Source organism: Nonomuraea sp. NPDC003201 (assembly GCF_053590415.1).
On sequence record NZ_JBSFTC010000294.1, the window covers coordinates 1 to 13,270 of the forward strand.

At 69.1% G+C, this 13,270-nt stretch carries 11 protein-coding genes; 3 read left to right on the plus strand and 8 right to left on the minus strand.

The window, feature by feature from the left end:
• Positions 1-604 (plus strand): sensor histidine kinase (locus ACWDX9_RS50265; RefSeq protein ID WP_449968455.1); only part of this gene is annotated, 604 nt, incomplete at its 5' end.
• Positions 601-1,284: a response regulator gene (locus ACWDX9_RS50270; protein WP_185076857.1), complete on the plus strand. Its 684-nt coding sequence runs from the start codon at positions 601-603 to the stop codon at positions 1,282-1,284. The genes ACWDX9_RS50265 and ACWDX9_RS50270, both read left to right, overlap by 4 nt.
• 53 nt (positions 1,285-1,337) lie before the next feature.
• Here the strand turns inward: ACWDX9_RS50270 and ACWDX9_RS50275 are convergent, their stop codons facing one another.
• The 8 genes from ACWDX9_RS50275 to metH all read right to left on the minus strand — a co-directional run bounded on the left by ACWDX9_RS50275 (position 1,338) and on the right by metH (position 12,874).
• The gene (locus tag ACWDX9_RS50275) at positions 1,338-2,366 is read right to left on the minus strand and encodes an ABC transporter ATP-binding protein (RefSeq protein WP_350735355.1); all 1,029 of its coding nucleotides are present in this window, start codon (positions 2,364-2,366) and stop codon (positions 1,338-1,340) included.
• Complete coding sequence (locus ACWDX9_RS50280; protein ID WP_449968457.1) at positions 2,363-3,391, minus strand: ABC transporter ATP-binding protein; 1,029 nt, start codon at positions 3,389-3,391, stop codon at positions 2,363-2,365. The genes ACWDX9_RS50275 and ACWDX9_RS50280 overlap by 4 nt, the downstream gene beginning before the upstream one ends.
• A complete protein-coding gene (locus ACWDX9_RS50285; protein WP_449968459.1) occupies positions 3,388-4,401 on the minus strand; it encodes an ABC transporter permease in 1,014 nt (337 codons plus the stop codon). Before ACWDX9_RS50285 ends, ACWDX9_RS50280 begins: the two co-directional genes overlap by 4 nt.
• A 93-nt stretch (positions 4,402-4,494) precedes the next feature.
• Complete coding sequence (locus ACWDX9_RS50290; protein ID WP_449968462.1) at positions 4,495-6,261, minus strand: ABC transporter substrate-binding protein; 1,767 nt, start codon at positions 6,259-6,261, stop codon at positions 4,495-4,497.
• 58 nt (positions 6,262-6,319) lie between these two features.
• On the minus strand, positions 6,320-7,318 hold the full coding sequence (locus ACWDX9_RS50295) for an ABC transporter permease (protein ID WP_364256576.1): 999 nt from the start codon (positions 7,316-7,318) through the stop codon (positions 6,320-6,322).
• Between the two features lie 266 nt (positions 7,319-7,584).
• Positions 7,585-8,070: a cellulose synthase gene (locus ACWDX9_RS50300; protein WP_449968465.1), complete on the minus strand. Its 486-nt coding sequence runs from the start codon at positions 8,068-8,070 to the stop codon at positions 7,585-7,587.
• A gap of 176 nt (positions 8,071-8,246) precedes the next feature.
• The gene (locus ACWDX9_RS50305) at positions 8,247-8,891 is read right to left on the minus strand and encodes an HAD family hydrolase (protein WP_350735343.1); all 645 of its coding nucleotides are present in this window, start codon (positions 8,889-8,891) and stop codon (positions 8,247-8,249) included.
• 518 nt (positions 8,892-9,409) lie between these two features.
• The gene (metH, locus tag ACWDX9_RS50310) at positions 9,410-12,874 is read right to left on the minus strand and encodes a methionine synthase (protein WP_449968469.1); all 3,465 of its coding nucleotides are present in this window, start codon (positions 12,872-12,874) and stop codon (positions 9,410-9,412) included.
• Between the two features lie 192 nt (positions 12,875-13,066).
• Between metH and ACWDX9_RS50315 the strand changes: the two genes are divergently transcribed.
• Positions 13,067-13,270 (plus strand): universal stress protein (locus tag ACWDX9_RS50315; RefSeq protein WP_449968471.1); only part of this gene is annotated, 204 nt, incomplete at its 3' end.

Below are 13,270 nucleotides of genomic sequence, written 5' to 3' on the forward strand. Positions count from 1 at the left end.
GCGGATCGCCCGCGAGCTGCACGACGTGGTGGCCCACCACGTCAGCGTGATGACCGTGCAGGCGGCCGCGGCGCGCCGGGTGCTGGCCTCCGATCCCGACCTGGCGCGCGAGGCGCTGTCGGCGATCGAGCACACGGGCCGGATGGCGATGACGGAGATGCGCAGCATCGTCGGCGTCCTGCGTACCGACGCCCGCGCCGAGCTGGGCCCGCAGCCCGGCGTGCACGATCTGCCCGCGCTGGTGGAGCAGATGCGCGAGGCGGGGCTGGCGACCCGGCTGATCGTGGAGGGGGAGCCGCGGCCGCTGCCCGCCGGGGTCGACCTGGCCGCCTACCGGCTGGCCCAGGAGGGGCTGACGAACAGCCTGCGGCACGCAGGGGCGGGCGCGAAGGCCGTGGTGACCGTCCGCCACGACCCCCGTGAGCTGGACGTACGGGTGGCGGACGACGGGCTGGGCGCGGCCGGGGTGTCCGCGCCGCCAGGGCACGGTTTGGTGGGCATTCGCGAACGGGTCGCACTCTATGGTGGAATCCTCAACATCGGTCCGCTACCGGGGGGCGGTTTCGAGGTGCGGGCGAGGTTCCCGTTGAAGGACGGCCAATGACGATCAGAGTGCTGCTGGTGGACGACCAGCCGCTGCTGCGTACGGGATTCCGCCTGATTCTGGAGGCCGAGTCCGACATCACGGTGGTGGGGCAGGCGGGCGACGGCAAGGACGCCATGGAGCAGACGCGGGCGCTGCTGCCCGACGTGGTGCTGATGGACATCCGCATGCCGGGCGTCGACGGCATCGAGGCGACCCGCAGGATCGTGCGGGAGGCGGCGCCGACGGCGCACGTGCCGAAGGTGCTGGTGCTGACGACGTTCGACCTGGACGAGTACATCGTGGAGGCGCTGCGCTCGGGCGCGTCCGGGTTCCTGCTGAAGGACGTGCCGCCCGACGAGCTGGTGCAGGCGATCCGGGTGGTGGCGGCGGGCGACGCGATCGTGGCGCCGAGCGTGACGCGGCGGCTGCTCGACAGGTTCGCCAAGCGGCTGCCGTCGGCGTACGAGCAGCCCGCTCCGGCGCGGCTGGACCGGCTGACGGAGCGGGAGCTGGAGGTGCTGCGGCTGATCGCCAAGGGCATGTCCAACGCGGAGATCGCGGCCAAGCTCGTGGTGAGCGAGACGACGGTCAAGACCCACGTCGGCAACGTGCTGACCAAGCTGGGGCTGCGCGACCGCGTGCAGGCCGTGGTGCTGGCCTACGAGACCGGGCTGATCACGCCGGGCACGTACTCCTGAGACCGGGGGCGCACCCCCGGTCTGGGCACAGTCAGGGCACGGTCAGGACACCGTCAGGACGCGGCGGCGGGGGCGGCCTCGGCGGAGGCGGGGGCGTTCTCCGGGAAGTGGCAGGCGACGCGGTGGCCGCTGGCCAGCTCCTCCAGGGGCGGCTCGACCGTCTTGCAGATCTCCTGCGCCTTCCAGCAGCGGGTGTGGAAGCGGCAGGCGGGCGGCGGGTTGAGCGGGCTGGGCACGTCGCCGGCCAGCCGGATGCGCTCGCGCTCCTTGCGCGCCTTGGGGTCGGGCACGGGCACGGCCGACATCAGGGCGTTGGTGTACGGGTGCATCGGCGCGCTGTAGAGCTGCTTGCGGTCGCCGATCTCCACGATCTTGCCCAGGTACATGACGGCCACCCGGTCGCTGATGTGCCGCACCACCGACAGGTCGTGGGCGATCACGACGTAGGTGAGGTCCAGCTCGTTCTGCAGGTCTTCGAGCAGGTTGACGACCTGGGCCTGGATGGAGACGTCGAGCGCTGAGACCGGCTCGTCGGCGATGATCAGCTTGGGCTTGAGCGCGAGGGTGCGGGCGATGCCGATGCGCTGCCGCTGGCCGCCGGAGAACTCGTGCGGGTAGCGGTTGTAGTGCTCGGGGTTGAGCCCGACCAGGGCGAGGATGTCCTGGACCGCGCGCTTGACGCCGTGCTCGGTCTTGACGCCCTGGATGCGGAACGGCGCGCCGACGATGGTGCCGACCGTGTGGCGGGGGTTGAGCGACGAGTACGGGTCCTGGAAGATCATCTGCATGTCACGGCGGAGCGGCCTCAGCTTGCCCTGCCCCATGTGCGTGATGTCCTCGCCCTCGAAGATCACCTTGCCGGCGGTGGGTTCGAGGAGCCGGGTGACCAGCCGGCCGGTGGTGGACTTGCCGCAGCCGGACTCCCCCACCAGGCCGAGCGTCTCGCCCTTGAACACGTCGAAGCTGATCCCGTCGACCGCCTTGACGGCGCCGACCTGCCGCTTGAGCAGGCCCTTCGTCACGGGGAAGTGCTTCTCCAGGCCCTGTACGGAAAGGAGCGGCTCGTTCTTGGGCTCGGTCACTGGGTCTCCAGCAGTGGCTTGATCTCGTTCTCCCACAGCTCCCGCCGCTCCGTCCGGTCCATGTGGCAGCGCACCAGGTGGCCGCCCTGGGTCTGGAGCAGCTCCGGGGCCTCGGACTTGGCCTTGTCTCCGGTCCGCTCGACGTACGGGCAGCGGGGGTGGAAGGCGCAGCCCGGCGGCACGTTGATCAGCGACGGCGGGGAGCCCTTGATCGGCAGCAGCCGTTCGGTGGGCTCCCGGTCGAGCCGGGGCATCGATCCCAGTAGACCCCATGTGTAGGGGTGCTCGGGACGGTAGAAGATGTCGTCGGCGCTGCCGTACTCGATGCACTTGCCCGCGTACATGACCAGGATGTCGTCGGACAGCTCGGCCACCACGCCCAGGTCGTGGGTGATGATGATCAGCGCGGAGTTGAACTCGCGCTGCAGGTCGACCATGAGGTCGAGGATCTGGGCCTGCACGGTCACATCGAGCGCGGTGGTGGGCTCGTCGGCGATGAGCAACTCGGGGTCGCACGACAGCGCCATGGCGATCATGGCGCGCTGGCGCATGCCGCCGGAGAACTCGTGCGGGTAGGAGTCGACGCGGCGCTGCGGCTCGGGGATGCCGACCCGGCCGAGCATGTCGATGGCGTGCTTCTTCGCCACGGCCTTGGTGACCTTGTGGTGGATGCGGTACGCCTCGATGATCTGGTCGCCGACCGTGTAGAAGGGGTGCATCGACGACAGCGGATCCTGGAAGATCATCGCCATCTTCTTGCCGCGCAACCCGCGCACGTGCTCCTGGGAGGCGCCGACGAGCTCCTCGCCGTCGAGCCAGATCTCCCCGGAGACGTTGGCGCCCTTGCCCTTGTGCAGGCCGAGGATGCCGAGGCTGGTGACCGACTTGCCGGAGCCGGACTCGCCGACGATGCCGAGCGTCTTGCCGCGTTCGAGGTCGAACGTCAGCCCGTCGACGGACCTGACCAGGCCGTCGTCGGTCGGGAAGTGGATCTTGAGGTCCTTGACCTGGAGAAACGCACTCATGCCAGCCTCACCCTCGGGTCCACGACCGCGTAGAGCAGGTCGACGATCAGGTTGGCGACGATGATGAAGACCGCCGCCACCAGGGTGACGCCCATCACCTGGGGCAGGTCGTTGCGTTCGATGGCGTCCCTGGCGTACTTGCCGATGCCGGGCAGCGAGAACGTGCTCTCGGTCAGCACCGCGCCGCCGAGCAGCAGGCCCAGGTCCAGGCCGAACATGGTCAGCACCGGGGTGAGCGTGGCTCTCAGCCCGTGTTTGAGCACCACGGCCCGCTCGGGCAGGCCCTTGGCTCTGGCCGTGCGTATGTAGTCCTCGGACATGGTCTCCAGCATGCCCGCCCTGGTGAGCCGGGCATAACCGGCGGCGTACAGGAAGGCGAGCGTGATCCAGGGCAGCATCAGGTTGTTGGCCCAGGTGAGCGGGTCCTCGCTGAACGGCACCCAGTCGGCGACGTCGCCGACGAGGCCGAGCTGGTCGCGGAAGATGGCCAGCGACACGATGCCGGTGAAGAAGATCGGCAACGACACGCCGGCCAGGGCGACGCCCATGGAGATGCGGTCGAAGAAGCTGCCGCGCCGCAGCGCGGACACCACGCCGGTGGCCACGCCGAAGAACACCCACACCAGGGCCGCGCCGAGCGCCAGCGACAGCGTGATCGGTATGCGGTCGAGCAGGTCGGGCAGGACCGGGTTCTGCGTGACGTACGAGTAGCCGAGGCAGGGCGCCGGGCACAGCTCGACGCCCGGGCCGTAGTTGCGCTCCACGCCGACGAAGATGCCCTTCACGAACCGCCCGTACTGGACCAGGAGCGGGTCGTAGAACCCCAGCCGGATCGCCGTGTCGTGGATGACCTGCTCGTTGGCGGCCTTGCCGACATAACGAGAGGCGAGGTCGTCAGCGGACATCCCAGCGAGCCGAGGCACGAGGAAGAAGATGGCGAACGTCGTGATGCTCACCACGAAGAGCAGCATGACGGCCGCTATCAACCGTCTGAGAATGTATGTGAACACTGATCTCGGCCATGGCGGCCGGGCCTCGTGAGCCCGGCCGCCGGAGCCTTCACCTGCTTTCGACGGACGTGTCCGGCGGGGTCGCCTGACCGGTTACTGGGTGCCCAGCGTGAGGTACTCGTACATGCCCCAGTTCTGGCTGACGAAGACGTTCTTCAGCGTCGGCGGCCGGTAGAACAGGCCGTGCGCCCAGACGTAGGGCAGGATGAACGCCGAGTCCATGACCTGCTTGTCGACCTGCGCCCAGATGGCGTTGCGCTTGGCGGCGTCGGTCTCCCCGGCGGCCTGGTCGATGAGCTCGTCGATCTTCGGGTCCTTGACGCCGAGGTTGGTGTTACCGGCGTCGCGGATCACGCGGCTGTCGACGATCTGCTGGAAGAAGCCGAAGCCCTCGGGGTAGTCGGCGCCCCAGCCGTAGACCATGAGGCCGAGGTTGTTCTTCTTGGCGAAGTCGGGCTTGCCGGCGTACAGCTTGAAGTAGTCGCCCTGCGGGTAGCCCTTGATCTCCAGCTTGATGCCGACGCGGCCGAGCGACTGCTGCAGCGACTCGGCGGTCAGCTTCTCGGCGGCGCGCTCGTTGCGGTAGGAGATGGTGGTGCTGAAGCCGTTGGGCTGGCCGCAGGCCGTCAGCTCCTCCTTGGCCTTGGTGAGGTCGCCGGTCGGGTTGGCCTCGACGCCGTACGGGTCGATCTTCTGGTAGCCGGTCATCTTCGACGGCATGAGGCTGAGCGCGACGTCGCCGCCGGCGTCGGGGCCGCCGTAGGCGCCCTGGATCGCGGAGCGGTCGGCCGCGTACATCACGGCCTTGCGGCAGTGGATGTTGTCGAACGGCTTGACGTCACCGTTGATGTTGGTGAACCAGGTCCGGTCGATCGCGGCCGAGTCGGCGTACTGCTTGACCTTCGGGTCGGTCAGGACCGTCTTGCGGGCGTTGGCCGCCACGCCGGTGCTGTTGATCTTGACGTCGATCTTGCCGGACAGCAGGCGCTGGTCGAGGTCGTCCTCGTTCTGACCGAGCAGCACCTCGACGGAGTCGTTGAGCTGCTTGCGGTTGGGGTCGGTGGCCGGGTCCCAGTTGGGGTTCTTCACGAGCTCGATGCGCTTGGTGAGCTCGTGCGACTTGAACATGTAGGGGCCGGTCGAGACCGGGTGCTCCTTGTACTTCGAGCCGGTGTCCTTGGCCGCGGGCACGGGGGCCGTCTGCGGGAGCATGGCGAAGTAGTCGAAGCCGCCGTAGGCCTTCTTCAGGTGGAAGACGACGGTGTAGTCATCAGGCGTCTCGACGGCCTTGAAGTCGTCGAGCTTGTCCTTCATCTTGTACGGGCCGGTGTAGCCCTGCAGGTCGAGCCAGTCGTTGAAGTAGGTCGGGCCGCTGGGCAGGATGTCCTTGTCCAGGGAGCGGGCCACGGCGTACTTGACGTCCTTCGACGTCACCGGGGTGCCGTCCTCGAACTTGATGCCCTTGCGCAGCTTGTACGTCCACGTCTTGCCGCCGTCGCTGGGCTTGCCCAGGTCCTCGGCCAGGTCGCCGACGAGCTGCAGGCCCTCCTCGCCCGGCACCGGCTTGAACATGGTCAGCGCGCGGGTGTAGAAGCGGGAGAAGTTCCACGCGTAGCCGTAGTACTGGTCGCCGGGGTCGACGGAGTCGAAGTCGCCCGGCATGCCCATGTGCAGGGTGCCGCCGGTCTTCTCCGACGGGTTGACGACCTGCGTGACACCCGCGTTGTACTGGCTCGCGGGCTTCTCGTCACTGCCGGTGCCGCTGGTGCTCTTGGCACCGCCACCGCCGCCACACGCCGAGACGACCACGGCGAGAGCGGCGGTCACCGCCACTGCCGACGCCTTTGATCTTGTCTTCATCGACCTGACACACCCCTTGTATCTAGGAGTTGAGAACTTGCTGAAAAACTCACGAGGGCTATCGGGCCTTGGGGTCGAAGGCGTCCCTGAGGCCGTCACCGAGCAGGTTGAACGCCAGCACGGTGATGAAGATCGCGAGACCGGGGAAGATCATGAAGTTGGGCGCCACCTGGTAGTTGTGGACGGCGTCCGACAACATGCCTCCCCACGTGGGAGTCGGCGGCCGCACGCCCACGCCGAGGAACGACAGCGCGGCCTCGAACAGGATGTTCGAGGGGATCAGCAGCGTCGAGTAGACGAGGATCGGCGCCAGGAGGTTGGGCAGGATCTCCTTGAACAGGATGGTGTGGTTGCGCGCGCCCAGGCTCCTGGAGGCGTCGACGAACTCCCGTTCGCGGAGGGACAGCGTCTGACCTCGGATGATGCGTCCGATATAGGGCCAGTTGAAGAACCCGATGATGAACACCAGCAGGCTGATCCGCAACGTGTCGCCCGACAGGCCGAACGCCTTGTCGGGGATGACGCCGGCCAGCGCCAGCGCGAACACCAGCAGCGGGAAGGCCAGGAAGATGTCCATGAGGCGGCTGATGACGGTGTCGACCCAGCCGCCGAAGAAGCCGGCGATCATCCCGAGGACGGTGCCGAGCACCACGCACAGCAGGGTCGCGAAGAACGCGATCAGCAGCGAGATGCGGGCCCCGTACAGGACGCGGCTGAACAGGTCGCGGCCCGAGTCGGGCTCCACGCCGAACAGGAAGTCGCCGCTGATGCCGCCGAAGGCGCCCAGCGGCGCGCCGATGGAGGGGTCGAGCTTCTCCCGGTGCCACTCACCCGGCGGGTGCCCGAACCACGACACCAGCAGCGGGGCGAAGACGGCGACCAGGATGAGCAGCAGGATGACGATGCCACCGGTCATCGCGATGCGGTCGCGCTTGAGGCGCATCCACGCGATCTGCCCCAGGGAACGTCCCCTGATGACCGAGGTCTCCGTTCCCTCAAGAACGGTCTCCGGCCCTGCTTCGATGGCCGATTCCGGAACATCGAGCGGTGCGGTCATGCCAGTAGCCCCCTGGATTCCAGACGACATCGTCCGTGTCGGCGCGGTCCCGGTCAGGGTAGTGCGCCCATGCGAGCGAGGTCCGCCGTGTCGCGGCCCCAGGAGGCAGAATCTATGGCCTGAGCTGGTGTGACTAGTCCCTCTGAGCTCTATGTGGCTCAACTGTGATTGACCAGAAACTCATTCGTATCGATCTTGAGGAGAATGTCTACGAGCCGTCCCGGTTACGTCTCGGAACTGTGACACAGCCGATTTCGTCCTTGTATTCAGCTGATGCCACGCTTTTTGAGCAGCGCCTCGATATCGGAGAAGTCGTCCTCTGCCTTGGCGGTTTGCTTGGGGGCGACGGCGGGCTGCTGAGGTTTGGGCACGGTTTTGTTCGCTGAGGGCTTAACCTCGGGGGCCTCTCCGGGGGTCTTCTTCCTGAAGCTCGCCAGTCTCCGGCCGCGCATGACGCCTGAGGCGACGAACAACACCGCCGACAGCCCCGCGACGGCGACGCCCGCCCACACCAAGGGGTTGAACACCAGCTGCGTCACGAAACCCACGACGGTGGCGCCGATGGTCCACAGCGCCTGCAGCGCGCCCGTCAGATAGGCCGCCACCGGCAGCAGCGCCCACGCCGCCATCCGCATGCCCGCGGCCGCCCCCCTGCGCCTGAAGGCCAGGAAGCTGAACACCAGGCCCACCGCGCTCAGTCCGGCGCACAGCGGCAGCCAGGCGATCGAATTGAACATCATGCCGCCCCTCATATCGACTACGTCTCCATCCTGGCACGCGAAACGCCACCCGCCGCTCCTCCGCAAGAACCACTTGCCCCCTAGGGGTCCGGCTCCCCATCCCTGGGCCGGCGGTCGCGATCGCATCCGCGGGGGGGGTGGCGGGTGCCGCGACCGGCGACGTGCCGACGGGACGGCTGGGGTGGGGGTCAGGTTGAGATGAGGGCGCGGAGGTCGGCGACGGTGACCTGCTCCAGGGACGGCACCACCAGCCGGCCGGGGGCGGGGTCGATGGCCAGCAGGCTCGGGACGGCCACCACCGCGCAGCCCGCCGCCGTCGCGGCCGCCACGCCGTTGGGAGAGTCCTCCAGCACCACGCACCGCACCGGCTCCACCCCGAGCAGCCGCGCAGCCGTCAGGTACGGCTCAGGGTCAGGTTTGGTACGGGTGACGTCGTCCGCCGTGACCACGACGTCGAACCGATCACGCCCCACGCTCTTGAGCACCGCCTCAGCGATCTCCTTGAGCGACGAGGTGACCAGCCCCACGGGCACCCCCTCGTCCCGCAGTGCCCCCAGCAGCTCCAAAGCGCCCGGCATGACGTGCACGCCCGCCGTCAGCCGCCGCACCATCCCGCCGGTCATCCACTCCCGCACCATCTCGGCGGGCACGTCGGCCCCCGACACGGCCAGCATGTAGTCGACCGTTCGCTCCATGGATCCGCCCACCAGGTGGACCTGGTGCTCCGGTGTCCATTGAGCGCCGAGCCTGGCCATCACGTCCGTCTCGATCTCCAGCCAGACCCGCTCGCTGTCGACCAGCAGCCCGTCCATGTCGAAGAAGACCGCTTCCATGCATGCCCCCGATCGGTAGTGTTTTGCCTGCCATTGTCCCTGCCCCGCCCGGCGCGCGCGGAGAGGCCGCCCCCGTCACCGCCCCCCGTCACCGGCATCGGTCCGTTCCGGAATTCGCTCGCTGGGTGGACGGGTGTCTCGTGGGGCGCCCCCGTCTGGGGAGCGGGGCGCTGGCCATCCGTCCGAAGGGTGAGCGGCGTACCGACGCGGTGCCGGGTGCCCCCTCCTCCGCCGCCAGTGAGCGCCGGTGGAGTGCCGGAGCGGGAAACCCCACGTCCGGCGACCGGTGAGCGACCGTCCGCCCAGGCTGGGAAGCCGCCCCTGCCCGCCGACCGGTGAGCGGTCGTCCGCCCCGGGGCGGGAAGCCGGCCGCCGACCGGTGGGCGGCTGTCCGTCCGCCCTGGGCCGAGAAGCCGCCATCCGGCCGCCGACCGGTGAAGGACCGAACGGGCGGTGAAGGACCGAACGGGCGGTGAAGGACCGAACGGGCGGTGAAGGGCCGAGCGGGCGGGTTTGGGTCAGACGTTGAAGTATTTGGCCTCGGGGTGGTGGGCGACCAGGGCCGAGGTGGCCTGCTCCGGGTGGAGCTGGAACTCCTCCGACAGCGACACCCCGATGCGCTCGGGGTCGAGCAGTTCGAACAGCTGCTTCTGGTCCTCAAGGTTGGGGCAGGCCGGGTAGCCGAAGGAGTAGCGGCAGCCCTGGATGTTGACCTTGAGCATGTCGTCGAGCGACTCCTCGCCGCCGATCGACCACTCCGAGCGCACCCTGGCGTGCCAGTATTCGGCCAGCGCCTCGGTGAGCTGCACCGACAGGCCGTGGAGCTCGAGGTAGTCGCGGTAGGCGTCCTTGGCGAACAGCTCGGCCGTGGCCTCGGCGATCTTGGCGCCCATGGTGGCGACCTGGAAGCCGACCACGTCGACCTCGCCGGAGTCCTTGGCGCGGAAGAAGTCGGACAGGCACAGGTGGCGGTCGCGGCGCTGGCGCGGGAACGTGAAGCGGGTGCGCTCGCTGCCGTCGTCGTCGAGGATGATCAGCGAGTCGCCGTCGGAGACGCACGGGAAGTGGCCGTAGACGACGGCCGCCTCCAGCAGCCCCTCGGTCTGGATGCGGTCGAGCCACATGCGCAGCCGCGGCCGCCCCTCGAGCTCGACCAGCTCGTCGTAGTCGGGCCCCGAGCCGCCCCTGGTGGGCTTGAGCCCCCACTGGCCGAGGAACAGGGCGCGCTCGTCGAGGAAGGCGGCGTACTCGGTCAGGGAGATGCCCTTGACCACGCGGTCGCCGTAGAAGGGGACCGCGGGGACGGGGTTGTCGGCGGCCACGTCGGAGCGGGCGGGCAGCTCCTCGACGGGCGTGCGCTGCAGCACCGCGCCGGTCTTGACGCGCCGCTCGCGCAGCGGCGGCAGCGTCGCGCCCGCGACGCCGCGCTTGACCGCCATGAACGAGTCCATCAGCCGCAGCCCCTCGAACGCGTCGCGCGCGTAGCGCACCTCGCCCTCGAACAGCTCGGCCAGGTCCTGCTCGACGTAGGCGCGGGTCAGGGCGGCGCCGCCGAGCAGGACGGGGTATCTCTCGGACAGGCCCCTGGAGTTCATCTCCTCCAGGTTTTCCTTCATGATGACCGTCGACTTCACCAGCAGCCCCGACATGCCGATGACGTCGGCCTTCTGCTCGTCGGCGGCCTCGAGGATGGCCGAGACCGGCTGCTTGATGCCGAGGTTGACGACCTGGTAGCCGTTGTTGGACAGGATGATGTCGACGAGGTTCTTGCCGATGTCGTGCACGTCGCCCTTGACGGTGGCCAGCACGATGCGGCCCTTCGACTCGCCTTCGAGCCGGTCCATGTGGGGCTCGAGGTAGGCGACGGCGGCCTTCATGACCTCGGCCGACTGCAGCACGAACGGCAGCTGCATCTGCCCGGAGCCGAACAGCTCGCCCACCGTCTTCATGCCGTCGAGCAGCACGTCGTTGATGATCTCGAGGGCGGGACGCTGCTCCAGCGCGGTGTCGAGGTCGGCCTCCAGGCCCTTGCGCTCGCCGTCGATGATGCGCCGCTTGAGCCGCTCCCACAGCGGCAGCGCGGCCAGCTCCTCGGCCTTGCCGGCGCGCAGGGCGGCCGCGTCGACGCCCTCGAACAGCTCCATGAACCGCTGCAGCGGGTCGTAGCCCTCGCGGCGGCGGTCGTAGACCATGTCGAGCGCGACCTGGCGCTGCTCGTCGGGGATGCGGGCCATCGGCAGGATCTTGGAGGCGTGCACGATGGCGGAGTCGAGCCCGGCGTTGACGCACTCGTTGAGGAAGACCGAGTTGAGCACCATGCGGGCGGCCGGGTTGAGGCCGAAGCTGATGTTGGACAGGCCCAGCGTGGTCTGTACGCCCGGGTAGCGGCGCTTGAGCTCGCGGATGGCCTCGATGGTCTCCAGGCCGTCGCGCCGGGTCTCCTCCTGGCCGGTGGCGATGGGGAAGGTCAGGCAGTCGACGATGATGTCCTCGACCCGCATGCCCCAGTTGGTGGTCAGGTCCTCGACGAGGCGGCTGGCCACGCGGACCTTCCAGTCGGCGGTGCGGGCCTGGCCCTCCTCGTCGATGGTGAGCGCGACGACGGCCGAGCCGTGCTCGCGTACGAGGCGCATGATCTTCTGGAAGCGTGAGTCGGGGCCGTCGCCGTCCTCGTAGTTGACGGAGTTGACCGCGGCGCGCCCGCCGAGCATCTCGAGACCGGCCTGCAGCACCGCGGGCTCGGTCGAGTCGAGCATGATCGGCAGCGTGGACGCGGTGGCGAACCGGAACGCCAGCTCCTTCATGTCGGCCACGCCGTCGCGGCCGACGTAGTCGACGCACAGGTCGAGCATGTGGGCGCCGTCGCGGGCCTGGTCGCGGGCCGTCTCGACGCAGTCGTCCCAGGCGCCCGCCAGCATGGCCTCGCGGAAGGCCTTGGAGCCGTTGGTGTTGCAGCGCTCGCCGATGGCCAGGTAGGAGGTGTCCTGACGGAACGGGACCGTCTGGTAGAGCGAGGACGCGCCCGGCTCGGGGTGCGGCCGGCGCGGCGCGACCTGCTTGCCGCGGACGCGCTCGACGACCTGGCGCAGGTGCTCGGGCGTGGTGCCGCAGCAGCCGCCGACCAGCGACAGGCCGTAGTCGCGGGTGAAGGTGCCGTGCGCGTCGGCCAGCTCCTGCGCGCTCAGCGGATAGTACGCGCCGTCGGCCGTCAGCACCGGCAGCCCGGCGTTGGGCATGCAGGAGAGCTTGAGCCGGGAGTGGCGGGCGAGGTAGCGCAGGTGCTCGCTCATCTCGGCGGGGCCGGTCGCGCAGTTGAGGCCCACGACGTCGACGCCGAGCGGCTCGATCGCGGTCAGCGCGGCGCCGATCTCGGAGCCGAGCAGCATCGCGCCGTTGGTCTCGATGGTGACCTGCGCGATGATCGGGATGTCGCGGCCGGAGTCTTCGACGGCCCGCTTGGCGCCGATGACGGCGGCCTTGACCTGGAGCAGGTCCTGGCAGGTCTCGATGATCAGCGCGTCGGCGCCGCCCGCGATCAGGCCCGCGGCGTTGTCGCGGTAGGCGTCGCGCAGGTAGGCGTACGGCAGGTGGCCGAGGGTCGGGAGCTTGGTGCCGGGACCCATGGAGCCGAGCACGAAGCGCGGCTGGTCGGGCGTGGACCAGTGGTCGGCGGCCTCGCGGGCGATCCTGGCCCCCGCCTCGGAGTATTCGAAGACGCGGTCGGAGATGTCGTATTCGCCGAGGGCGGCGAGGTTGGCGCCGAAGGTGTTGGTCTCGACGCAGTCGACGCCGACGGCGAAGTAGGCGTCGTGGACGCCGCGCACGATGTCGGGCCTGGTGACGTTGAGCACCTCGTTGCAGCCCTCGTGACCGTGGAAGTCGTCGAGCGTCGGGTCCTGGGCCTGGAGCATCGTGCCCATCGCCCCGTCGGCCACGATGACGCGCTGGGACAACACTTCTCGGAAGGACGGGGAGATGCTCATGGGGTAGAGCTTATCGGGTGCGCCTGGAGCCCTACTCGCAAGCGGCCCGTACGCCTGTTCGCTTTGGGCGCGAAATCGGGGCCTCCAGGGGCGTGAGCGTTTCGATCCGCGGGACCCGGGCGGCCCTGGGACGGGCGCCGGGCGCTATCGTACCGACTGTCAATTGAACGCCGCGTCCAATTGGGGGTCTCCGTGACCTACCGCACCGTACTCGTCGGCACCGACGGCTCGGCCTCCTCCTTCCGCGCCGTCTCCGCGGCGGGGTCCCTGGCCGCGGCGACCGGCGCCACCCTGATCCTGGCCTGCGCGTACCTGCCGATGCGGGAGAGCGAGCGCGCCGCGGCCGCCGACCGGCTGGGCGACCTCGCGTACAAGGTGGGCGGCTCCACCCCGGCC